Raw genomic sequence first — 24,316 nt, 5'->3', positions numbered from 1 at the left:
TCCTGCTGATCTCTTATCTCTACACTCTGTTCTCTTGTTACCTGCGACGATGCCGATCCTGGTTGCGCTCCCAGATCAACCGCAGGCCGTTGAGTGTGAGCATGTCATCGACGCGATGCAGATGCTTGCAGTCGGTGGAGATGAGTTTCGCCAGCCCGCCCGTACCGATGACCTTCGTCTCCGGGCCAAGCTCGGCGATCATGCGTTCGAGGATGCCGTCGATCAAGCCGATGTAGCCGTAGTAAAGACCGATCTGAATGTTGTCTGTGGTGGAGGTGCCGATGATCTTCGCAGGCTTCTTGATCTCCACGCGCGTCAGGCGTGCCGCGCGTGAAAAGAGTGCGTCCGCCGAGATGCCGAGGCCCGGTGCGATGGCCCCGCCCAGAAACTCGCCCTTGCGCGAGACGACGTCGAAGGTCGTCGCCGTACCCATATCGACGACGATCGTCGGTCCACCGAGTTGGTCGAACGCTGCAACGCAGTTCACGACGCGGTCTGCGCCCACCTCGCTGGGGTTGTCGGTAAGTACCGGCAGGCCGGTCTTCACGCCCGGCTCGATGAACAGCGGCTTCACCTTGAAGTAGCTCTCACAGAGCTTACGCAGACCGGCGTCCAGCGGTGGCACAACCGACGACACCGCTACGCCGGTGACGATGTTGGCATCGAGCCCACGCATGGAGAAGAGCGTACGGAAGAGCACGCCGAGTTCGTCAGGCGTCTGCTCATACGGGGTGGTGATGCGCCAGTCCGCAACCATGGTGGCGGGAGTGCCTTCGCTGGCGGGGTTGAAGAGTCCGATGACGGTGTTGCTATTGCCTACATCGAGTGCCAGTAGCATCGTGTGCCTGCCTGCCTCGTCTATGGTGAAGTGCTCGCTTACAGTGCGCGAACGCCTCCGGAGCGTACGGTTCGATCGACGCCATCGTCTCCTGCAACCTGCAGATAGCCGCGCGCGTCCAGCCCGGAAGTGGTTCCAGTATAGCCGCCGTCTTCGGGCACGGACACGCGTTTGCCCAGCACCCAGGAGGAGGCCATCGTGAAGCGATGCAACAGCCCGCGATGCGATGCTGGCTCGCGCTCAAGCATCGTCACTTCGCGGTCCAGCGCACGCAGCAGAGCGATCAGCAGCGAGGTGCGATGCAGCGGCTCGCAGGTGTTCAAGCGCAGTGAGGTGGCAAGCATCTTCAGCTCTGCGGGGAACGCCGAGTGATGCACGTTCAGTCCGATGCCGATCACGGCATGGCGCATCGTCGGCTGCTCGCCTGGTTGAATCGCGCTCTCGACGAGAATGCCGCCGCACTTGCGCGTGCCGCCATCATGCTCCACGGTGAGCATCAGGTCGTTGGGCCAGCGGATGTCGAGCGTGAGCCCGCAGGTCTGCTCGATCGCCTGCTGCACCGCGATGCCTGCGGCGAGCGAGAGCAGCAGGCCGTCGTCGGGCTTGAGCTTGGGGCGAACCAGCGCAGAGACGTACAGGCCATAGCCCGGCTCAGAGTGCCACTGGTGGCCTCCGCGACCGCGTCCTGCGGTCTGCTCGTCCGCTACGTAGACGGTGCCTTCCGGTGCGCCCTCGCCCGCGGCACGCATCAGTTCGGTATTCGTGGAGCCGATGGTGCCGAAGTGCGTGACGCCAGCGGCGAAGCGTGTGCCGGCCAGGCCATGCTGCGCTGCGGCAAGGTCGATTTTGTCGTGAACGGACATCTCGCCTTCGATGCTACGCGCATCCAACCGGTGCATGGTGACTGAACTTTCCACGCCGCTCACGCATCAGGCCGCGATGCTGTTGTTGCTCGCCGCGCCGGTGGCCTGCGTGGCGTGGACCGTCACGCACGAAGAGGTCTTCCGCGAGCCGCGCGAGTTTTGCAAAGACCGCGCCGCGTCCTCGCTCTCGCTGCCCAAGCGAAAGTTCTTCTACCTCTTCACCTGCGAATACTGCTTCTCGCATTACGTCTCGGCGTTGGCGCTGTGGCTGTTTCAGTTTCAACTGCTCTACGCAGGCTGGCGCGGTTATCTGATCGCATGGTTCTCGTTGGTCTGGCTGGCGAACGTGTATATGAGCTTCTTCAATCGTCTGCGGCTCGACATCAAGCACGAAAATGTTGAGATTGCTGCCACGCAAAAAGAGATTGAGGCCATCGAAGTGAACACAGCAGGCAATGGCGCCGCGAGATAACGCGCGGAGTGATGCAGGCCGTCTGAAGTTGTGTCTGCGCGAGTTCAACCGCCCGCGCGAAGGAGTGAAGATGTCGAAGTCCAACGAAGAGGCGATGCAGCAGAACGATCAGCATGGCGTGGCGAACGCCAAGTCCTCCAAGAGCGTTGTGCATGAACACACCAAGCCCGCAGGAGATCTGCGAGACGTGGCGGACAAGGAAGACTCGCATAGCGCGTTTCGCGGCGAGGCCACACGAGGGCACTAACTTTCTTCGCGCATCGCTCTAGAAGTAGCGCGATGACATGACGCGAAGCAGAAAGGCCGCCGAAGCGAATACGCTTGGCGGCCTTTCTGTTTGTAGTGCTCGTTAGAGCTGTGCGAGTTGAGCTTCGGCCTTGTCGAGCAACGCCTGATTTTCAGCCGCCTGCTTCTTCAACCCATCGACGATGTGCGCCGGGGCTTTGGCGAGGAAGCTTTCGCTGCCGAGTTGCTTGCCTGCGGCCTCCAGGCCCTTGTTCAGCTTCGCGATCTCCTTCGTCAGGCGCTCGCGCTCGGCGGCCACATCGATCTGGCGTTCGTAGATCACGGCCACATCGAAGCTCGCGGTCGCACGCGCGTTGGTGCCGCTCGGTGCGACGGTCGCGATGCCCACTTCACTCACGCGCGCCTGCTTGGCGAGCATGTCGGCGTTCTCAACGGCGAGCTTCGCCGCGTTGCCGTTGGAGAAGACCTCGATCGGCGCGGCCTCCTTCTCCGGCACACCGAGTTCCTTGCGCAGGCCGCGCACCGTCACGATCAACTCCTGCAACGTCGTCATCGCGTCGTTGGCCTCTGCATCGAAGGGGAAGTCCTTCGCCTGCGGATAGCGGGTGAGCGCAATCGACTTCGCCGGAACCTCGAGGCCGATCGACGCATAGAGCGCGTGGAAAAGCTCTTCGGTGATGAACGGCATGAACGGCGAGAGCAAGCGCAGCGCGGCTTCAAATGCCGTGACAAGCGCGTTCAGCGTAAGTGCGGTCGTCGCGTTCTGCGGCGCGTTGAAGTCGAGACGCAACTTCACGAGCTCGAGATACCAGTCGCAGAACTCGTTCCAGAAGAACGCGTAGACAGCCTGTGAAGCTTCGTCGAAACGATAGTCCGTGAGCGAACGCTCGACCTCAGCAGCAACGGCGGAGAGGCGCGAGTAGAGCCAACGCGTTTCCAGCGGAGCAGCGTTGAGGTCGTCGATCAACGCGACCTTGTAGCCAGCTTCTGCACCACGGTCGATGTTCATCTGCAGGAAGCGCGCAGCGTTCCAGATCTTGTTCGCGAACGCGCGGTAGCCTTCCGTGCGAGCCTCGTTGAAGGCGATGTCGGTGCCCGGCGACGCCTGCGAGGCGAGCGTGAAGCGCACAGCATCGGTGCCGTACTTCTCCACAATCGAGATCGGGTCGATCACATTGCCCTTGGTCTTCGACATCTTCTCGCGGTTCGCGTCGCGCACCAGCGGATGAATGTAGACGTCCTTGAACGGCACCGCATCGGCAAGCGTGCGTTGCGAGCCATCGGCGTTCGGCACGTCGAGCATGAAGTGCGAGCCGAGCATGATCATGCGCGCGACCCAGAAGAACAGAATGTCGAAGCCGGTGACCAGCAGGTTCGTCGGGTAGAACGCCTTCAGATCATCGGTGAGCTTGTTCGAGCCGTCCCAACCGAAGACGGTGAAGGGCAGCAGCCCGGAGGAGAACCAGGTGTCGAGCACGTCGGTTTCCTGCGTAATTTCAGTCGCACCGCACTTGCTGCATGCGGTCGGTGTCTCGCGCGCAACGGTCGTCTCACCACACTTCGTGCAGTGCCACGCGGGAATGCGATGACCCCACCAGAGCTGGCGTGAGATGCACCAATCGTGCAGGTTGTTCATCCACTCGAAGTAGACCTTCGAGTGCATCTCGGGCACGAAGCTGATGTGGCCGTCGCGCACAGCGGAGATCGCCGTCTCAGCGATGCTGTCGCCACCGGTCGTCGGCTTCTTGTTCACGGCGAGGAACCACTGCATCGACAAGCGCGGCTCGATCACCGAGCCGGTGCGCTGCGAAACGGGCAGCGTCAACGTGTGGTCCTTGATGGCGACGAGTTGGCCAAGCGCCTCCAGGTCCGCGAGGATCTGCTTGCGCGCTTCAAAGCGGTCGAGCCCGTCGTACTTCGTGCCGGTGTTGGCGATGCGTGCCTGCGCGTCCATGATGAGCGGCTGCGGCAGGTTGTGGCGCTGGCCGATCGCGAAGTCATTCGGATCATGCGCGGGCGTCACCTTCACGGCACCGGTGCCGAACTCAGGGTTCGCCCAATCGTCAGCAATGACGGGGATCTCACGACCCACCAGCGGCAGCACGAGCTTCTTGCCGATGAAGGCCTTGTAGCGATCATCTTCTGCGTTCACGGCCACAGCCACGTCGCCGAGCATCGTCTCAGGGCGCGTGGTCGCGATGGTGATCGAACCCGAGCCGTCAGCAAGTTCGTAGCGCAGATGATAGATGGAGCCGAGCTTCTCCTCGTTCTCCACTTCGACATCGGAGACAGCGGTGCCAAGCACGGGGTCCCAGTTCACGATGTACGCGCCGCGATAGATGAGGCCCTGCTCGTGCAGCTTCACGAAGACTTCGCGCACGGCGTGCGAGAGCTTGTCGTCCATGGTGAAGTACTCGCGCGACCAGTCCACCGACGCGCCGAGGCGGCGCATCTGGCCGGTGATGTAGCCGCCGTACTCCTGCTTCCAGCTCCACACGCGTTCGACGAACTCGTCGCGCGTGAAGTCGGTGCGCTGCTTGCCTTCAGCCTTCAGCGCGCGCTCAACCATCATCTGCGTGGCGATGCCGGCGTGGTCGGTGCCCGGCACCCAGACGCTGCGCTCGCCCTTCATGCGGTGCCAGCGCGCGAGAATGTCCATCTCGGTCTGGTTGAGCATGTGGCCCATGTGCAGGCGACCGGTGACATTAGGCGGCGGCAGCAGCTGTACAAAGGACTTCGTCGCGTTGTCCGCGGTGGAAGGGGTGGGGACGTCGAAGATCTTTTCGTCGACCCAGAAGTTCGCCCACTTGGTTTCAATGGTGGACGGGTCGTATGCCTTGGGAAGTTCGTGATTCATGCTCTTACAGGGTAGCAAGAGCAGGGCCCAGGGGTTGGGATCCAGGGCCCAGAGGCAGAGAAAGAGGCGAGACTCCGAAGAGTCCCGCCTGTGTTTTCTGGACCCTGAACCCTGGGCCCTACACCCTGTTTTAGAGTGGGTTCAGCTTCTTCAAGCCCTTCTTCGGCTTGTGCTTGCTGGAGCTTTCTTCGTCCTTGTCGAACGAAGGCGAGGCCTGCTTCTTCTTGTTCGGGTCCGCTGCCTGAGCCGGGTCCGTCTTCTTGCCCGCCAGCTCGTTCACCTGGTCGGGAGCCACTTCAGGCTTTTCAACCGGTGCGAGGTCCGTGGTGTTCTTCGGCTTCACCGTCGGCAGGCCATAGTTGTCGGCCGCTGCGGGCTTCGCACCGGTATCGCCACCGCCGGTGGAGATGATCTCCGCCCCGACGCCAGCACCACCGCCGCCTGAAGCAGCCGGGGTCGAGGGCGACATCTCGACGGAGCCGCCGGTGGAGTTGCCCGCGCCTGCTGCGGGTACATCTTCCAGCGTGGGCGTGCCGCCTGCCGTCGGAAGCGCTGCCTTCGGCGTCTCTGCCGGGGCCTCGCCTTCGGTTGCGGATGCCGCCGGCTTCGCCGTTGCAGCGGCGGCCGCAGCGTTGGGGTTCAACGCCATCGCGTACTCGTGCTCAAGATCGCTCTGCACCGTCGGCGCGGTCGTTGCCGGAGCATCTTCCAGTGGCGGCTCGCCGATCTGCGCCGCGGTCACGACGTCCGGCTTACGCAGCACGAGCAGTTCGAGGCGGTTGCGCAGGTTGTACTGCGCGCGGCTGCCTTCGAGCTCTTCGCTGGCGGCCAGTTGCTGCGGGGTCGGCGTCGGCAGCGGAACGCCCATGCCAACCAGGCGCTCCTTCGCGTCTTCGACGTGCGGCGCCGCCGCGTGCTCGGTCACCACACGCGTGTAAGCCGCTGCAGCCTTGCTGTCAAAAGCCTGTTCCAGCTTGGACTTCGCAGCCTCGGGCAGGCAGGCTTCCTTCACGCCGGGCGCGCAAACCGGGTGCGCGCGCACAATCTTTGCCTGCGCCGAGTAAGCGTCGCCGATGCCGATCAGCACGTCGTCCATGTGGCTGTACTGCGGATACGTGTCAACTACAGTCTCGTAGCGGGCGATCGATGCCGAGAAGTTATCGTGCATTCCATAGAACGCCGCGATGTTCGCCTCGCGCGTCGCCAGCACTTCCTGCACGTCGCGCAGCTTCTGGCGCGCTTCCTTCAGGATCGGCGCGGGAGCGTCCGGGTACTGCTTCAGCATGTTGCGGTATTCGTTTTCAGCGGAGATGGCCTTCGCGTAATCGCGGTCCGGCACATCCATCTGCTTGAAGTAGATATCGCCCACACGCATCTGCGCTTCGGCGGCTTCCGGCACGTTCGGGAAGAAGGTGATGAAGTCCTTGTACTCCTGCTCGGCCTGAGCCAGAGCAGCGGAGCCGCCTTCGCGGTACCAGCTATCGGCGATCGCCAGCTTGGCGCGCATCTGGTACTGCGAATCAGGGTAGGTGTTGAGCAGGGTCTGCAGGTCGAGGCGCGCCACTTCGAAGTGGCCCTTCTTCTCGAGCACAAGCGCCTTGTCATACAGCTGCTTATCGGGCAGCGTCGAGTCCTTGGCCGCAAGCGGATTGAACTTGTCGGTCTTGCGGAGCTCCTTCTTAGTGTCCTTCGTCTGCTGGACGCGGTCTTCCTTGGCGACCTTGGCGGCCTTCTGCTTCTTCGGCTGCTTGGGGCCACCGGCAGAGAGTCGTGTCTCCTGGGTGGGCTTCGCCGGGGTGTCGGTGGACTGCTGTGCAGGCGCGGGTGTCGTGGCTTCCTGCGCGTGGAGCGCCACGGGCAGCAGCGCAAAACCGGAAGCGAGCGTCAGCACCATGGCCGAGCGGCGGAAGATCGGGGAGGAAAACATCATCTGCGGAAGAACCTCAAAATCGGACGGGCGGCAAAATGCACGCACGACGCTTCGTTCCATTCTAAATCGCGGCGGAAATTCGCGCTGAGAGTTGGACGAAGCGAGGCGCAGAAATGTATCGGAAGGATTTAGGCCGATTCCCCGGCCGCCGCGCGGGCAATCTTCAGAAACTCGCGCGCATTTTCGACCGTTTTACCGGGCTGGAAGATCGCCGAACCGGCCACGAGCATGTCCGCGCCCGCGTCCACGACGGACGCAACCGTATCATTCGCCACGCCGCCGTCGACCTCGATGCGGAAGTTCAGGCCCTGCTCCTCGCGAATATGCGCGAGCAGACGGATGCGGTCCACGGCGCGCGGCAGGAACTTCTGCCCGCCGAAGCCGGGGTTCACGCTCATGACGAGCACATGGTGCACCATGGGAAGCACCTCGGCGAGCATGCCGATGGGCGTTGCGGGGTTCAGCACCACGCCGGCCTGGCAGCCATGGTCGATGATGTGCTGCAGCGTGCGATTGAGGTGCGGGCAGGCTTCCACCTGCACGGAGATCATGTCTGCGCCCGCCTTGGCGAACTCGGGGATGAACGCGTCGGGGTTCTCGATCATGAGGTGGCAGTCGAGTGGCAGCTTGGTAACGGCGCGAACGGCCTTCACGACCGGCGGCCCGAAGGTGATGTTCGGCACAAAGTGTCCGTCCATGACATCGACATGCACGATGGTGCCGCCGCCCTCTTCGGCCAGCTTGATTTCGTCGGCCAGATGCGCAAAGTCCGCTGCGAGAATCGAAAACGCCAGTTCAACCATAGGCGTTCAGTTTAGCAAGCGGATGTTTCAGCGCGTAGCCGTCTCTTGGCTCTTGGCAGGCTATTTCTTCTGAGGGCAGAGAATTACAGTCCCGCGAGGTAGAGTCGTTTCGCCTGCATGCAAAATACGGACGGCTTGCCCTGCCACTTCTACTGTGACTCGGGCGCAAAAGTATCCTTGACTGAAAATTTCATCAGGGTTTTTCCCGGGGTCATCCGCACGACGATGAGCCTGCATGAACGTATAGTCGCTTTCCGTGATCTTCATGTCCGACCAAAGGTACATGGTCTGGATATTGAAGGAGGCATTCTTCCCGTGGGTCGCATAAGCGCGGGAGATCGGAAATGAACCCGGTCCCGTGTGAGTTTGAGATCTAGGGAAGTCCCGCCATCCAAACCATAGGTTGGTCAATGTCGAGAGGGACATGAACGTGCCAAGAGCCCAGAGCATGCCACATGCAAAGGCAGCCCTGACGATATTCCACCAACGCACCGCCCTCCAGACATGAATCGCGAAACTGATGCCAGCGATTGCTGCTATCCCAGCAATCCAAAAAATGGCTTTCAATGCATCATCGTGGCTCGGAGCGAGTTCAGTGGTGTTGTCAGCAAGAACTCCCAGACCTTTGAAGAGAAGAACGAGTGCGAGCGGAATAGCAAATGCGACAATGCTCGGCCGTATCTTTTCGTGAAGCTTTTTCTCAGGGGCAGGAGCCGGTGTATCCAATGAATCCATCATGACGTGTTGCTCCTACAAGAGTTCCCGCAGCTTCGCTAACCGCGTATGTTCCAGATCATCGCGATAGAACATGTTGTAGGTGTCGAACGGAATCAGGCGCTTGCCGTCCGGATGTGCGATGTGGACGCAGGTCTTCTTGATCGAGCGCAGGTCAAAGCTTTGTGCGTCGATGAAGTTCACGATGAGGATGCGGAAGAGGTTCGCGTAACTCAACTCCGGCGCCGCCACCTGCGGCAGGCAGCAGAGCAGATCGTGCAGCTTCGTGGCCTGCGCCTGCGGCGAGTGGTTCGTGGAGAAGACCTTGAAGATCGCCTCATGCACGCCGGCGTCCTGCTCGTAGATGATCGTGTTGCGCCCGGCGTTGATCAGCACCTCCGGCGGCACCATGCCCGTGAGCGGCACGACCTTATCGCCGAGCTTCATCGCATAGCCCATCGCGAGTGAGTCAGGATGGCACGGCACGGGGATGATGTCCTCCGGCGCGAAGACCGGGCTCTGTTCGAGAATGCGCCGACGCACTTCGGTCAACGTCAGGCGATGCTCGGCGGCTTTGAACTGCGTGAGGCGACCGGCTTGCTGCACCGGTTGAAACGTAACGCCGCGCACGCAAGGCTGCTGCAGGGCGAAGTCGATGATCGCGCCAAGCTCGCCATCGTTCACGCCCCGCTCTACGGTGACGACGAGTGTTGTCGAAACGCCGAGGGCATTCAACTTCGCGAGCGCCTTCTCGCGGATGTGGCGCAGGTCCGCGCCGCGCAGTTGCATCAACGGATCGCGTTGCAGCGAGTCGAATTGCAGATAGAGTTCGAAGTCCGGCATGTACTCGGCGATGCGTTCGGCGAAGCCTTCCTCGGTGGCGATGCGAATGCCGTTGGTGTTCACCATCAGGTGCTTGATGGGCCGCTTCTTCGCCGCATCGAGCACAGCAAAGAACTCAGGATGCAGCGTCGGCTCTCCGCCGGAGATCTGCACGATGTCCGGCTCGAGTTCATTGCTCACCACGGCGTCGAGCATCGCTTCAATCTGCTCCATCGTGCGGAAGGTTGGCCGATGCGGTCCGCTGTCGGCATAGCAAACGGGGCAGGTGAGGTTGCACGCATCGCAGATCTCGATGAGCGACAGGCACGAGTGCTGCTCGTGATCGGGGCAGAGCCCGCAGTCGTACGGGCAACCGTGTTTGATCGGCGTGTTGTAGTGCTGTGGCATCTCAGGATGCTTCAGGAAGACCTCGCGGCAACGCTTGTAGTAGTCGATGTCGTCGGCCATGAGCACGCGCTCGAAGCCATGCTCGGGGCAGCGCTTCAGCATGAAGACCTTCTCGTCTTCAAAGACGATCTTCGCGTCCACGCGGCGATAGCACGTGGTGCAGAGCGAGACCGCGGAGTCGTAGTAGAGGTAAGGACGTGTCTGTGCCATTTACTTCCTGCTATCCATAATGAGCGCGATAACCAACCAAAGTATTCCGATGATGAAGCCAAGGATGGAGGCAAAGAAGAGGAAGAGTCCCAGGTGAACGGCCCATGCTCCTATCCTGCTTGGGTCGCGAGCGCTTGCACCACAGAGTCCGAAGGAAACGAGGAAAGCTGCAATTGAAGCCGCGATCAGAATCGCAGGAAGCATTGCAGAGGATCGCCTCTCCGGAGGAGGGGTATAGGCCGTTGGCGGTGGTGTCGTCATGCATCAAGCTCCTGAGTAGCGTGTGCGTGCGGTTGTTGCTTGTGGCCGAACTCTCCAAGCGCGAGTGCGATCACGCCTGCGAGACACGCCCATTGAATCACATTGAGAGCGCCGGCCATGGGCCGCGGCTTGAGGAAGTCGATGGCGAATCGCCATGCAAGATACGCGAGCAGAAAGAGGCGAAAGGTTCGTCCTTCGCGATGCGGCTTTGCGTTGAAGCGATGCAACGCCCACGCCAGCGCGAGCAGAAAGACGAGCTCGTAAAGCTGTGTGGGATGCCGCGGAATGCCATCGCCGAAGTTGACTCCCCACGGTAGCGATGTCGGCTTGCCATACGTGTCGTCAGCGAGCCCGGCGAAGAAGCAGCCGATGCGTCCGATCGCAATGCCGAGCGCGAGCGGCACGGCAAAGAGGTCGCCAGTGCGCGAGCGAATGTGCAGCATCCACTTCGCGGCTTCGACCACAAGCCACCCACCGAGTAGACCGCCCACGATCGTCTTGCCTCCGCTCATCGCGAAGAACGCGCGCCCATGAAAGCCAAGCTGCGGAGCGTCTTCTGCGATGCCGAGGAGCCGCGCGCCAACAAGCGCGCCGACGGCTGCAGCCGCGATAATCAGCCACCGATGTTCGTCGTTGAGGCGATCACCTTGCTGCGCGCGCAGGTGTTTGTAGACGCGATAGCCCACAACGTAGGCGAGCGTTTCAAACACCGGGTGCAGCTCAGGCTTCGGCAGGAAAGACATCACGAGGGTTGTTCGTTAGCATCGCACATCTCGCGGAGAGATGCGGGATCGGCACTATGGCTGCGGCGCGTCCGTAGCTTTGCGTGTGCGCTTGCGTTTCGGCAGCACAGGCACAACACGCTCCACGTCTTCGCGTCCTTCATGCAGTACCTTGGTCTTCATCGCAGCAGCGGCTTCGCGATCTACGGGCGCCGCTTCCTTCGGCGGACCTAGCACGACGCGCGCCGCACCGTTCAGGATGCGACGCACCGGCCACGAGCCATCCGCGTTCGGCAAAAAGACTTCGCCTGCACGCTGCTTCTCGGGCCGGTAATACCAACGGCGAAAGAGCGCGAGGAAGTCGCACATCACGGCGATCGATACCTCCGCGTTTGCCTCGCCTTCGAGCTTTGCAAGCAGCGCACGCACGCGCTCCTCTGGCGAGAGCGAAACCACAGCTTCGCCTTCTAAGCCCTGAGCCTTGGGCCCTGGGCCCTCCTCTACGAGAGGAACAGCCGCGAGCATCAGCGGTTGTGCGAACAGTGAAGAACCCACCGCCGTTTGCTCGCGAACAGCGCGTACGCCCAGCGTGGAGAGCCGCTGCGGGCCGACGATCTCGCCGTGTTCCAGCAGGAAGACCGCGGCTTGTTCATGCGACGCGTCTGCACCTTCGCTTGCGGCTTGCTGCAGCACGAGCACGCGCAGCATGTTCACAGGGCGCACGAGTTCATCGGCTTGTATGGCAGCCGCTTTCACGCGCTCATACTTTGCGTGGAGTTCCGCTGCGCGCTCGAAGTCCATGTCTTCACTCGCGGCATCGCGCTCCTTTGCGATCTCTGCGAGCATCGACTCGCCCCGCGTGGCGAAAAACGCGCGCACCGCTTCGGCTTCAGCCGCATACTCATCTGCGGTGCACGCGGCCTTGCAAGGCTCCATGCACTTCTTCATCTCGCCGTACGCGCAGCCAGGATGGTCCGGATGCACCTGCAGATCTTCATGGCAACGCCGCAGCTTGAAGAGGTCGAGCACGCCATCGCAATAGCGCTCTGCGGCGGCCCGCGAAGGGAAGGGGCCGAAGGTGGTGGCCAGTGCTTTCGCGCTCAGCTTGTTCGTCACGTACACACGCGGATGTTCGTGCGCGAGAGTGACGCGAAGAAACGCTGGCGCATACAAGCGCAGACGCTTGCGTGCTTGCTCTTCACCGAAGGTCGCGCGCGTCGCGCAATAGAGCAGCAAGGTGGACTCAAACTCCGACCCCGTTGCGGTCCATTCAATGAAGCGCACACGATTGCGCAGGTTCAGTCGCTTCGAGGCAACGACTTGCTCAGAGCCATCAGCAGCGAAGGTCGTTTCAGGCGGCGCGAGCAGGCGCTTCAAGCGCCGACGTACATCCGCCGCGCGTGTCAGATAGGGTTCGCCGCTTTCGCCGCGCAGCGCAAACACGCCCGGGCCTGCCACGATGGGGCGCAGCACTTCGATGGCCGTCTCCGGCGTGAACTCTACGCGATGCTCGAAATGAAACTCCGCAGCCACAGCAAGGATTTTAGCGGTTGCTGCTGCTGATTCGCAGTCTCAACCGATGTTCGTCGTGGTTGTTTCTACAGCGGGGCTATGTCATTCACGCTCGGCAAGCCTGCCGAAACTATCGGTGAGGCATGAACGGTAGGGCATGGCTTTAGCCATGCCATCCATGGCGAAAAAGAATCGGCTTCAGCCGCTGAGGTCACGTTGACATGCACCTCAGCGGCTGAAGCCGTCCTTGATCCCCGCTCTTCATGGCACGGCTGAAGCCGTACCCTACCGTTCATACCTCACGCAGAAATCGGCTATGCAGCTGCGTTACCGCGGCAACTGTCCGCGAATCGCATCGTCCAGCGTGATGTGGTTCTTGTCGAGCAAATCGCCGAGTGCATGATCCAGCTCGATGCGCGCCTTCATCCAGTTCGAACGCGCTGCAATCTCCGTCGACTTCGCCTGTGCGAGATACGCTTCATTCTGCAGCACCGCAAGGTCGGTCGACTGACCTACGCTCAGCTTGTCCTTCTCGGCATCAAGAAGCTGCTCCTGATACTGACGGCTCGATGTCGCCGCCTGGTACGCCGCGCGGGCCGTGTCGAGAGCGACGACCGAAGTCTCGATCTGCTCACGCACCTGCGCGTTCAGCTTCTCCACATGAGCCTGCACCTGACGAAGCTGAATCTCATCGCGAGCAGCGTCGGACTCGGCCACACGATTGCGCAGGGGCAACGTCAACTGCACGCCCGCCTGATAAATCGTTGCGACGCGCAAGCCGCCTGTCGCCAGCGACGTCGGTGTCGTCGGAATACCCGTGCCTGCGGAGCCGAGCACATCGTACGTCTGCTCGCTGGAGCCACGCGTCTCCACGTTGCCGTAGAGATTGAGTTGCGGCAGCGCAGCGCTGTGGCTGCCCTTCAGCGCAAGCCGGCCGGCGTCCACCTGCAACTGCGCCTGCGCGTAGTCCGGGCGACGTGCGATGCTCGCAGCAACCATGCTGGGCACATCGAGATCGTCATCCGCATCGGGCACGTGGATGTGATCGGTCGGCACGATGCTGTCGAACTGCTGCTGGAATACCGGCGATGCTGTGCGCAAAAGCTGATCCCGCAGAATGATCTCCTGCTGCTTGTAAAGGCCCTGTGCCTGCACCAGATCGAAGCGGCTCGAGCTTTCAAGTGCACGCACACGCGTGAGCTCGATCGGCGCAAGCGTACCGAGTTGCTCCTGCGCTTCATCGTCTTCGCGGAGCTTCGTCGCTGCACGCAGCGACTCCTGCTTCACCAGCACGTTCTCGCCGAGCGAGGCGAGATCGAAGTACAAACGCGATACGCCGTAGATCGTGTCCATCACCTGCTGCTCAAACACAAGGCGTGAAATTTTGCGGTTCGTCTGCGCGATGCGAATGAAGCGGCGGTTCACACCCGTGCCCGCGCCGCGCAGCAGCGGCTGCGTGAAGGTCACCGAGGTGCTCGGACGGCTGAACGGATCCCAGTTCGACGTGGAGCCGTAGATGACTGACGAGTCGTTGTTGCCGATGGCCGTGAGCTGGCCGCCGGTGGAGAAGCCCTGCATGTACGCGATGTTCAGCGCGGTATAGTCGAGCGAACCCGGCTGCGTGGTGCTCGCCGTGGAGGTTGTGCCGGTTGTGCTCGTGAGCGTAACGGTGTTCTGCCGACGCAGCCAACCACCCGTCGCAATGAACTGCGGATCGAAGAGCGGAAGGTTCGCGCCCGCAGAGTATGCAAAGCCTGTGGTGCTTTGGGAGAGTGACTTCGATGCCTGCGTTGTCGAGTTGAGACTCGTCAGGTCGGTGACAGTCGGCGTTGTGGGATTGCTGTTCGCCGTAGCTGCGTTGAGCAGCGGCGAGCCCGGACCGCCCACGCCCACAGGCGTTTCGTTCACGGTGTAGTCGATGCCGCGCAACGTACCGCCGCCCTTGGCGCGTACTTCATCCGTAGCGCCGAGCACGAGGTTGTAGCGCTCTGTCTCGACGTCGAGATTGTTCTCCAGCGCGAGAGCGATGGCGTCTTCAAGCGAGAGATAGAGCTTGCTGTCGCGGATCAACGACTGCAGACGCGTGCCATCGCCTGCGAAGAGCGGCGGCACCACGGGCGCGTGATACGGACCGAGGAAACCGAGCGTCTTCGGCAGCAGACCGCTCGCACTGTCACGCGCAGGCAGCGTGCCGTTGTTGCTCACTGCGGTGACCTGTGGAGAAGGCGCATCGGGCGTCTTCGCCGGCGCCGCCAGCGGAGATACCGTCGGCTCCTTCGCCTGTGTCGACGAAGTGGCCGCAGCGTCAGGGCCGGGAGGCACACTACGCTGCGTCGGTGCGGGGCTCAGCGCGGGGAAGTTGCCTTGCTGCTGTGGCAACGCAGGCGAAGGGTTCTGCGCCAACGCTGCCACAGGCAGCGCAAGCGCTAACGTCGCAAGGACCGGCGCCGCGAGCGGGAGACGAACGCGTGGACTCATGGCTTGGCCTCACTCTGCTGGCCGGACTTGCCCTTACCCTGCTGGCCCTGCTGTTGTTGCTGTTCCTGTCCTTCCACGCCGTTGTTCACCAGCCCCTGGTTGCCGTACTGCGAGTTGTTGCTCTGCGGCTTGGTGGGCTGCGGCGTGAGTGCCTTCTGCTCGGTGCTGTTGTTCTGGTGCACCTTCACTTCGCGGCCATCGGTCACGTCGTCGGTCACCGTCGCAACGACGAGATCGCCATCGTTCAGGCCGCCGAGCACTTCCACGGCCGTGCCGAGATCGCGGCCGATCACGATGGGCGTCATGCGGATCTTGCCATCCTTCACTACGGCCACCATCGAGCGGTCCTTACGAATGATGATCGCTTCACCCGGCACCATCAGCGGCGTTTGCGCGCCAGATACCGGCGGGAACGTCGCGATGACGTACATGCCGCTCAGCAGCTTGCCCTGCGAGTTGTCGACCTGCACCTCGGTCAGCATCGTGCGCGTGTTTTGGTCGATGGACGAAGCCGTGCGCGTCACGTCGCCTTCGAAGATGCGATCGGGAAACTCCTGAAAGGTGCACTTCGCCTTGGTACCCACATGCACCGCAGGAGCATAGCCTTCTGGCACGCTGACCAGCACGCGCAAACGCTGCACCTGCGCGATGGTGAAGAGCGGTCCACCCTGACCCGGCGACTGCGCCGACGTCGCAGCGGTGCTGCCGCTGCCGCTGGAGCCGCCGTTGTTCGAGCTTGCGGCCTGCGACGTGCCACCTGCGGACGAGTTTTGCCCAACGGGAGGCGCCGAGGAAGCTGCGCCCGAAGCGCTGCCTCCTGCACTGATCAGTGCGCCGGTATCAACGTTGCGCTGCGTCACTACGCCGTCAAACGGAGCGCGCACATTCTCATACTCCTGCAGAGCGACGATGCGTTGCAGGTTTGCGCGGAACGCGTTGATGTTGCGCGCTGCAGCGGCCACGTTCGCCAACGACTGCGAGTACGCTGCTTCCTGCTGATCGCCTTGTTGACGGGAGAAGACGCCCTTCTTCACCAGCACGCGATAGCGCTCCACCGTAACCGTGTCGAGAGCGAGTTGCGCCTTCTGGTTCTCGTACTGCTGCTGCGCCTGCTGAAGCTGCTCGCGCGCCTGGGCCACTTGTGCATCGAGGTCAGGAGCATCGATGACCGCGAGCAGCTGGCCCTTCTTCACGTGGTCGCCGATGTCGACCTTGTAGTTGCGCAGATAACCGCTGGCACGCGCGTAGACATACGCCTGGTTCAGCGGAATGCTGGTGCCGGGCAGCGAGAGACCGTTCGCTGCGGTGTCGTGCTTGATCTGCACCACATCCACGATCGGCTTGTCGTTCTTCTCATCCTTCGCGCGCTTGTCGATCTCGTGATTGCGCAGCAGGCGAGGGATGCCACCTATAAGCAGCACAATGAGGAAGAGCACCACGAAGAGGAAGATGCCAACGTAGAGCGGGCGTCGATTCTTCGGCGGATGGATCTCTTCACGCAGCGGCTTGTGGTGCTTCTTCGCGCTGGAGTTCGCGTCTTCAAAGTTGTGGCCGACGCGGCGATCGTCGAGTGAATTCGGATCGGCAAAGGCTTCTCCGACCTTCGCCGGATCAGTCTCTTCCGGCCAGGGCAGCTTCTTTTCGTCATCATGCATGTTCTGTTCGTTGCTCATCAGGCGTGCTGCTCCTGCGGTCCTTGATTGTCGTTACGAGTCACTTGCGGTTGGCCGGTGGAGGGATCAAGCGGCACATGCGGAGGCATGTGGTCGGGATCGTTCTCGTGATACTCCTCTTCGACCAGATACGTGTAATCCTTCGGCGGCGCGCCCTTCAGCAGCGAGTAAATCGTCGGCACCAGGAAGAGCGTGCTGACGGTCGCAAACAGCAGGCCGCCGATCACAGCGCGACCCAGCGGCGCGTTCTGTTCGCCGCCTTCGCCGAAGGCCAGCGCCATCGGCAACATGCCGATGATCATCGCCAACGCAGTCATCAGCACCGGACGCAAGCGCGTATGGCCTGCATTCAGCGCCGCGTCGTACTGGCTCTTGCCCGCAAGGCGTTCATCGTTGGCGAACACGACCATCAGAATCGAGTTTGCCGTCGCCACGCCGATGGTCATGATCGCACCCATCAGCGACGGCACACTGAAGGTCGTCTGCGTAATGAAGAGCATCCACAAGATGCCGCAGAACGCGCCCGGCAGCGCCATCAGGATGATGACGGGATCCAGCCACGACTGGAAGTTCACCGCCATCAGCAGGTAAACCAGGCCGATGGCGAAGATGATGCCAACGCCGAGGCGGATGAACGACTCATTCATCGTCGCCACTTCGCCGCGCACCGTGATCGTCGTCGTCTTCGGCAGCGTCTTCTGCGTGTCCGCCACAATCTTGTTGATCTCATCGGCAACGCCGCCGAGATCGCGACGGTCCACATCCGCGTAAACGTCATACGTCGGCTGAATGTTGTAGTGGTTCTCGACGATCGGCGTCAGGTCGCGGCGAAACTTCGCGAGGTTGCCCAGCAGCTGCGATGAGTTGCCAGCCGCCGTCGTCACAGGCGTCTGCGAGAGCGCAGGCAGTGAGTCGATACGATACTGCGGCGTCTGCGTCACGATCTGGTAGTTCACTTCGTTCTTCGGGTTCAGCCATTCGTTCGGCGCGGTCTGGCCTGTACCCGTCAACGAGATCAACGTGGACTGCGCCACGTCCTGCTGCGTCAGCCCGAGCTGTCGCGAGCGCGAGCGGTCCACATCGATATGCATCGTGGGGAACGCGACGCGCTGGTGAATGTGGACGTCCACCGCACCCGGAATCTCGGCGATCTTGTTCTTCAGCTCGAGCGCGATCTTGTAGTTGCCTTCACCGTGTCCGGTCACCTGAACGTCAATCGGCGCGGGCAGGCCGAAGTCGAGAATCTGGTTGGTGATGTTCGCAGGCGTGAAGAAGAATTCGCCATCAGGGAACTTCACCTTCAGGTCGTCACGCAGCTTGCGCATGTACTCCTGCGTGTCCTTCTTGCCGGGCTTCAACGCGATCTGAATATCGCCATCGCCGTTGGAGATGGTGGATGAGTTCGTAAACGCCAGATTGATGCCCGAGTTCGGCAAGCCAATGTTGTCGAGGATCAACTCGACGCGCTCTGCAGGAACGACGCGGCGAATCTCCGCTTCGATGCTCGCGAAGTACTGCTCGGAGTCTTCAATACGCATACCCTGCGGCGGATTCACGTGCAGGTTCATCTGGCCGGAGTCCACGTAAGGGAAGAAGTCGCGACCGATGAAGAAGATCATCGGCAGTGAAATCACAACGAGCGCAGCGAAGAGCACCAGCGTGAGCTTCGCGTTTTCGAGGCACCAGTTCAGACCACGCATGTACTGACGCTGCATGCGCTCGAACTGGTGATCGAACTTCATGTGCCAGCGCCAGACGAAGTTGCGCTTGGCCTCGCGCTCGCTCTCACCCGGCGTCTGGTAAAGATGAATTTCCTTCTTCAGCAGGAAGTGCATCATCGTCGGCACGATAGTGCGCGAGAGGAAATAGCTGGCCATCATCGCGAACGCCACAGCTTCCGCCAGCGGCGTGAAGAGGAACTTTGCCGCGCCGGTGAGCAGCACAACCGGGATGAACACGATGCAGATGGAGAGCGTCGAAACAAACGCCGGCGCCGCTACCTGTTGTGCGGAGTCGAGAATCGCGCGCGTCAGCGGCTTCTTCTCTTCCATGTTGCGGTGCGTGTTTTCAATCTCTACCGTCGCGTCGTCGACGAGGATACCGACCGCGAGCGCCATGCCGCCGAGCGTCATCACGTTGATCGTTTCGCCCAGCGCGGAGAGGATGATGAGCGAGGTCGCGATCGAAAGCGGAATCGAGGTGCAGACGATCAGCGTCGAGCGCCACGAGCCGAGGAAGAGCAGAATCATCAAGCCCGTCAGCGCAGCGGCGATGCAGGCTTCACGAACGACCTCTTCAATCGATGTACGCACGAAGAGCGACTGATCGAAGAGCGGTGTGATCTTCAGATTGCCCAGGCCCGCAGTGAGCTGCGGAATCATCTTCTTCGTGTTGGAAACGATGTCGAGTGTGGAGGTCTGACCGTTCTTCAGCACCGTGAGCAGAGCGGCGCGCTTGCCGTTCTCGCGCACGATGTTCGTCTGCACCGCATAGCCCATGTGGACCTGCGCGACGTCCTTCACGTAGACCAGAGCACCGTTGCTGGCGCGGATGGGGAGATCGTTCAGCGCAGAAAGTTCATCGGGGCTGGAGTTCGTCTTGACGACATACTCACGCGAGCCGAGACGCGCCGTACCCGCGGGGAGAATCAGGTTCTGCTGCGAGATCGCGGTCGAAACATCGGTGGCCGAAAGATGGTGCGCGAAGAGCAGGTTCGGGTCGGTATCGACCATTACCTGCTTTACCTTGCCGCCGAAGGGCAGCGGAACACTGGCACCCTTTACGTTCGCCAGACGAGGACGCACGAACTGCAGGCCATCGTCGTAAAGGTCAGCCTCGCTCAGGCCTTCACCGCTCAGCGACATCTGCAGAATCGGCACCGAGGACGCGTCATACTTCAGCACGAACGGCGGGTAGCTTCCCGGCGGCAGTGTGCGCAGCACGGTCTGCATGATCGCAGTCACCTGCGAGAAGGCCAGCTCTACTTTCACGTTCGGCTGGAAGAAGACCTTGATGATCGAAACGCCCTGATAGCTCTGGCTTTCGGTGTGCTCCATGTCGTTGACCGTGGTGGTCAACGCACGTTCGGCGACCGTAACGATACGCCCTTGCATTTCATCGGGTGTCAGACCGGAGTAGGTCCACACCACCGAGACGACGGGGATGTTGATGTACGGAAAAATGTCCTTCGGTGTCTCAATAGCCGAACCGATGCCCAGCAGGGCAATCAGCAGGGACAGGACAACGAAGGTGTAGGGACGGCGTAGCGCCAGTCGTACGATCCACATCCAGCAGGCCTCAAGAGAAAGAAAATACTGCTTGATGAGACGCAAAACCAGACATACAAGTCGCGCCGAATTTTCAGATGTGTCTCATCGGTAAAACAGAACGGCCGCCAAAGCTGGCGGCCGTTGCTGCTCGAGCGCGAAAACTAGGCCTTCTTGGCCTTTTCGAAGCGCTTGTTCACTTCTGCCCAGTTCACCACGTTCCACCATGCCGCAAGGTAGTCGGGGCGCTTGTTCTGGTACTTCAGGTAGTACGCGTGCTCCCAAACGTCGTTGCCGAGAATGGGGTAGAGGCCGTCCGAGAGAGGCGAATCCTGGTTCGGCTTCGTCACGATCTCCAGCTTGCCGCCCTTGAACACGAGGAAGCCCCAGCCCGAGCCGAACTGCTTGGCGGTCGTCTCGTTGAACTTCGTCTTGAACTCTTCAAAGGTGCCGAAGTCGGCCTTGATCTGCTCAGCGACCGCGCCCGTCGGCTCGCCGCCGCCGTTCGGTCCCATGATCTCCCAGAACATGGTGTGGTTCACGTGGCCGCCACCGTTGTTGCGAACGACGGTGCGCACATCTTCGGGCACCGCAGCGAGGTCGCTCACGAGCTCTTCGGGCGTCAGCTTGCCGAGCTCAGGGTGCTTCTCCACCGCGCCGTTCAGGTTCGTCACGTAGGTCTGGTGGTGCTTGTCGTGATGAAGCTTCATCGTCGCTTCGTCGATCGTCGGCTCCAGCGCCGTGTAGTCGTAAGGCAGTGCAGGCAGTTCAAACGCCATCGTGGTGACTCCTTCTCGTCGGTTCAGAGGTTGTGACAGCGGAGCTGTCTCTAAGGGGCCCGAGCGCGTCGCGACCCAAAACCTTCTCGTCAGGGTTGGATGCACGTTCCGCATTCCGCGACGCAACAAGGTTGAGGGTATCGCAAGTGGCTGAGGGCGTTGATGACAACGCCGGAAATCGCGGGCTAAGGCTCCAGGCTAGGGCTCAAGCACAATCTCGCACTTGCCGCTGCCGCAGTTCACCATGCCGGTGCGCACGAGCTTCGCGTTCGAGCCCTCGGGGAAGAGCTTCGAAAAGTCCGCCGCCTTCAACATGCCATCGGCCCCACCCACGGCCTTGGCGGTCGTCGGCTCATCGCGCTCCACCTTGCCGTGCGAAAGCAGCAGGCGATACTCCGCCGTCATCTTCGGCCCGTTGTAGCTGCCCAGCGGGAAGGTGCGATCGTCCTGTTCGGCCTTCCGGCCGGTTGCGACATGCGGCTGCTTCAGCGCATCGTCCAGCTCGTCGAGATGCTTCCGCACCTCTTCGTGGTGCTGTCCCATGTAGCCCGCGAGGATGTAGGTCCGCGCTTCCTTCACCTTGCCTTCGCGGTAAAGGATCCAGCCCATCGTGTCCCACGTGGCGGAGAGCAGCGAGCTCTTCTGGTTGAGCGTCGCGGGGTTCTCGTCAAGCGTCCACGACTGCGTCTCCTCGTCCATGCGCTTCAGCGCGAGGCGCACCTTCTCGTCATCCAGCGGAAGGTCCAGCTTGGCATCGGCGAGCGAGTAGGCGGCGTCGTTCATCAGGCCCGGATCGTCGGTTTCCTTCAGCAGTGCGAGCATCGTCTTCTCGCCCTCGGCGTTCTGGCCAGCCTTCAGTTGCGCATTGCCCAGCACGAGCCGACGCGTCTGCTTGAGCTCAACCTTCGCGTCCTCCGGGGTGTTGTCGATGGACTTCTGCGCGGTCTTCGCGGCCTCGGCATATTGCTTGTCCTGGAAAAGGTAGTTCGTCAGGCCCGCCCACGCATTCGCGTTCGTGGAGTCTGCAGCGGTGTACTGACGCATCGTGGCGATCGCATCTTCGTGGCTCTTCGGCCATTGCGCTTCGGCGATCGCGCCGTAGACAAACGTCTCATTCGGATACAGCGCGAGTTCCTTGCGATAGTTCTCCACGGCTTCGTTGTTCTTGCCGCGCAGGATGGCGACAAAACCATAGGCGAGCCACAGACGTCGTGCCTGCGGATCAGCTTCCTTCGCCTGCTTCAACAAGGACTCTGCGCCCTTCACATCCATCTTGCGGGCAGCGTCAAAGGCCTGTTGCACGAGGTCTTCGGTTTCCTTCGCGGTGACGTGACCGCTGGCCGCACCCGCCGCGCGGGCCTTGCCATCAGCGCCGGGGCGGATGAGCTGGATGTAGCGATCGAAGCCGAGGTCGCAGTCGTCCTGCCACTTCTTGTAAGCCTTCCACTCGCTCACCGGAACATGCGTTTCAAAGGTCTGCACGATGCGCTCGGAGTACACGACGCCATCGTCGAACCGATACGTCTGGTCATAGCTTCCCCAGTGCGCCTTCTGGTGGATCGCCTCGGGCAGCTCCACCGTCCAGCCTGCGGGCAGCTTCATCTCCGAGCTCGACTTCGAGGTCGCAGGCGCGCCGAGGTTGATCGAACGCGTCGGCGGGTCCTTGTCATCGACGCGCGGCAGAGACACCGGCGCCAGCTGCGGAATCGTCTTCAGATGCTCCCAGTCGCCGGCCTTCTCGCGGTGGTAGTCCACATCGATCGTGAAGGGCGAAGAGGTATCTTCGGGGCGGCTGAACTGCGTGTGCGTCGCCTCGCCGGAGTAGCCCAGCGAGTTCATGATGCGCTTGCCGACCTCTTCATACTGCGCGGGCGCAACCGAGTGGATCGCCTCGCGGATCGAGATCTCGTTGTCCGAGCGGAAGCTCATGTGGATGTGCGATTCGCTGATGCCATCGGCGTTCATCGAACCCTTCGCGGTCCACGTATCGATCGACGGGAAGGGCAGGTCCTTCGGCGTCTTCATCAGCACGGCGTCGCCCTTGTCGGGGATCACGAGCGCCTGCTTGTCGCGCAGCACGAAGAGCAGCGCCTTGTACGGCGCGACCTCCTGCGTGGAGTCCAGCCAAACCTCCTCGTCGCCCACCTTCACACGATTGATCGCGTGGTTGAACGCCGAGGGCGAGGGAACCGCTTCGTTGATGCGGATGTTCGCGCCGATCAGCACGGCGTCCGGCGTGAAGCCCGCTGCGCGCAGCATCGCGATCAGCAGCGTGGCCTTGTCCTTGCAGTCGCCATACTGGTTGTGCAGCACGTCGACAGCTTCGTGCGGCTGAAAGCGGCCTACACCAAACGACACGCCAATGTAGCGCAGGTTCGTCGCCACAAACGCATAGATGGCCTGCGCCTTTTCGGCCGGGGTCTTCATGTCTTTGGTCAGTTCGGCGGCCTTGGCCTTCACCTCGTCGTCCGGCTGCGTGCGCTGGCCTTCCAGGCTGCGATACCAGGCACCCACTTCGGCCCAGCTTCCAAAGGTCGTCCATGAAATGTCCGGGAGCTTGCCTTCTTCATCGTCCTTTTCTTCGTCGGCGGTCAGCACCTTTTCCTGCTTCAACTTCTTTGCCTTCGCGGCTTCATCGCCGGTCGTGGCCTTCAGTTGAACGTGGTGCCAGTGGTAAATCTTCGTGTCGCCTTCGGTCGTCACCTTGGGCTGATCGCTCACGCTGGGGTTCGTCCAGACGGTGGCTTTCTTGCTGGCAGGCACGCGCAGCTCGAGGTTGTCATCGAGTGACACCACTTCCTCGCCGATGAAGCTGGAAGCGCCCCAGAAATGGTTCGGCGCTTCGGCGCGCGTGGTCACCACGCGAATCTCCCACTCCAGCGTGTCGCCCACGCGCAGGTTCTTCACGGGCAGTTGCGCCTGCTTCAAATCGCTGTAGAACGGTGCTTCGCGTGTCACCTGCTCAGGCTGCTCGATCACGTCCTTCACGGGCGTTTCGGTGACGGAGCCATCGGGGTGGTGCACGCGAACGTAGTGCATCTCCACGTGCTCGCTGGCAGAGGCAAACTGCGTGCTCACCACGCCGAAGGTCCGCAGCGAAGCCTCGGACTGCAGACGCACGGCGACGGTGTGATCACGATATCCGGTGCCGTCCGCGTTGAAGCTGTAGACCCACGAGGACTTCATGACGACGAAGGACTCCGCGCCATAGCTGTCCTTGCTGCCAGCGGTCGTCACCGCGGCCTTGGCGGCATCAGCGGCTGAAGCTGTAGGGCGCGGCAGGGCATCGCCCTTGCTGGCAGGAGTGCGGGAGGGCGACTGCGGGGCCGAAGGAGCGTTCTGGGCCACCGCCAAAGGCGACAGCAACCACAGCAAAGCCACGGGCAAAGTGCTCAGAGAAAGAAGACGCATGGGTGAAGCCTGTATAGCAGGTTTTGCTGCTGGAAAGCGATGTCGCTTTTG

16 protein-coding genes are annotated in these 24,316 nt (G+C 61.7%); 2 read left to right on the top strand and 14 right to left on the bottom strand.

All coding sequences use genetic code 11. The features are described from left to right. Positions 1-37 precede the first annotated feature (37 nt). Both OHL11_RS00195 and OHL11_RS00190 read right to left on the bottom strand, forming a co-directional pair. Positions 38-838 carry a type III pantothenate kinase gene (locus tag OHL11_RS00195; RefSeq protein ID WP_263369452.1) on the bottom strand — a complete coding sequence of 267 codons (801 nt, stop codon included), beginning with the start codon at positions 836-838 and terminating at the stop codon, positions 38-40. A gap of 38 nt (positions 839-876) precedes the next feature. Beyond that, positions 877-1,737: a biotin--[acetyl-CoA-carboxylase] ligase gene (locus OHL11_RS00190; protein ID WP_263369451.1), complete on the bottom strand. Its 861-nt coding sequence runs from the start codon at positions 1,735-1,737 to the stop codon at positions 877-879. Between OHL11_RS00190 and OHL11_RS00185 the strand changes: the two genes are divergently transcribed. Both OHL11_RS00185 and OHL11_RS00180 read left to right on the top strand, forming a co-directional pair. Next, complete coding sequence (locus OHL11_RS00185) at positions 1,736-2,173, top strand: hypothetical protein (RefSeq protein ID WP_263369450.1); 438 nt, start codon at positions 1,736-1,738, stop codon at positions 2,171-2,173. The genes OHL11_RS00190 and OHL11_RS00185 overlap by 2 nt on opposite strands. Positions 2,174-2,243: 70 nt before the next feature. Beyond that, positions 2,244-2,420, top strand: a complete 177-nt coding sequence (locus OHL11_RS00180; RefSeq protein ID WP_263369449.1) for a hypothetical protein — start codon at positions 2,244-2,246, stop codon at positions 2,418-2,420. A 102-nt stretch (positions 2,421-2,522) separates the two neighbouring features. On the opposite strand, the gene OHL11_RS00175 is transcribed toward OHL11_RS00180, so the two are convergent. The 12 genes from OHL11_RS00175 to OHL11_RS00120 form a co-directional block, all read right to left on the bottom strand. Beyond that, a complete protein-coding gene (locus tag OHL11_RS00175) occupies positions 2,523-5,276 on the bottom strand; it encodes a valine--tRNA ligase (protein ID WP_263369448.1) in 2,754 nt (917 codons plus the stop codon). A gap of 130 nt (positions 5,277-5,406) precedes the next feature. Further along, the gene (gene bamD / locus OHL11_RS00170) at positions 5,407-7,206 is read right to left on the bottom strand and encodes an outer membrane protein assembly factor BamD (protein WP_263369447.1); all 1,800 of its coding nucleotides are present in this window, start codon (positions 7,204-7,206) and stop codon (positions 5,407-5,409) included. 128 nt (positions 7,207-7,334) lie between these two features. After that, entirely contained in the window at positions 7,335-8,009 is a 675-nt protein-coding gene (gene rpe / locus OHL11_RS00165) for a ribulose-phosphate 3-epimerase (protein ID WP_263369446.1), read from the bottom strand. A 60-nt stretch (positions 8,010-8,069) separates the two neighbouring features. Then, positions 8,070-8,747: a hypothetical protein gene (locus tag OHL11_RS00160; protein WP_263369445.1), complete on the bottom strand. Its 678-nt coding sequence runs from the start codon at positions 8,745-8,747 to the stop codon at positions 8,070-8,072. Between the two features lie 12 nt (positions 8,748-8,759). Further along, positions 8,760-10,163 carry a radical SAM protein gene (locus OHL11_RS00155; protein ID WP_263369444.1) on the bottom strand — a complete coding sequence of 468 codons (1,404 nt, stop codon included), beginning with the start codon at positions 10,161-10,163 and terminating at the stop codon, positions 8,760-8,762. 257 nt (positions 10,164-10,420) lie between these two features. Further along, complete coding sequence (locus OHL11_RS00150; protein WP_263369443.1) at positions 10,421-11,167, bottom strand: prolipoprotein diacylglyceryl transferase; 747 nt, start codon at positions 11,165-11,167, stop codon at positions 10,421-10,423. A 54-nt stretch (positions 11,168-11,221) separates the two neighbouring features. After that, a complete protein-coding gene (locus OHL11_RS00145) occupies positions 11,222-12,679 on the bottom strand; it encodes an excinuclease ABC subunit UvrC (RefSeq protein WP_263369442.1) in 1,458 nt (485 codons plus the stop codon). A 306-nt stretch (positions 12,680-12,985) separates the two neighbouring features. Further along, positions 12,986-15,136 (bottom strand): TolC family protein, encoded by a 2,151-nt coding sequence (locus OHL11_RS00140; protein ID WP_263369441.1) that lies wholly within the window; start codon positions 15,134-15,136, stop codon positions 12,986-12,988. Further along, complete coding sequence (locus tag OHL11_RS00135) at positions 15,133-16,809, bottom strand: efflux RND transporter periplasmic adaptor subunit (protein ID WP_263369440.1); 1,677 nt, start codon at positions 16,807-16,809, stop codon at positions 15,133-15,135. The genes OHL11_RS00140 and OHL11_RS00135 overlap by 4 nt, the downstream gene beginning before the upstream one ends. After that, positions 16,809-20,096: an efflux RND transporter permease subunit gene (locus tag OHL11_RS00130; RefSeq protein WP_263369439.1), complete on the bottom strand. Its 3,288-nt coding sequence runs from the start codon at positions 20,094-20,096 to the stop codon at positions 16,809-16,811. The genes OHL11_RS00135 and OHL11_RS00130 overlap by 1 nt, the downstream gene beginning before the upstream one ends. Before the next feature lie 143 nt (positions 20,097-20,239). After that, the gene (locus OHL11_RS00125; RefSeq protein ID WP_263369438.1) at positions 20,240-20,854 is read right to left on the bottom strand and encodes a superoxide dismutase; all 615 of its coding nucleotides are present in this window, start codon (positions 20,852-20,854) and stop codon (positions 20,240-20,242) included. A 198-nt stretch (positions 20,855-21,052) separates the two neighbouring features. Further along, positions 21,053-24,265, bottom strand: a complete 3,213-nt coding sequence (locus OHL11_RS00120; RefSeq protein WP_263369437.1) for a DUF3857 domain-containing protein — start codon at positions 24,263-24,265, stop codon at positions 21,053-21,055. Positions 24,266-24,316: the final 51 nt, after the last annotated feature.

The organism is Granulicella cerasi (genome assembly GCF_025685575.1).
GTDB lineage: Bacteria > Acidobacteriota > Terriglobia > Terriglobales > Acidobacteriaceae > Granulicella > Granulicella cerasi.
Note: the sequence above shows the minus strand (reverse complement) of the source record. Positions and strands in the feature narration are given on the sequence as shown.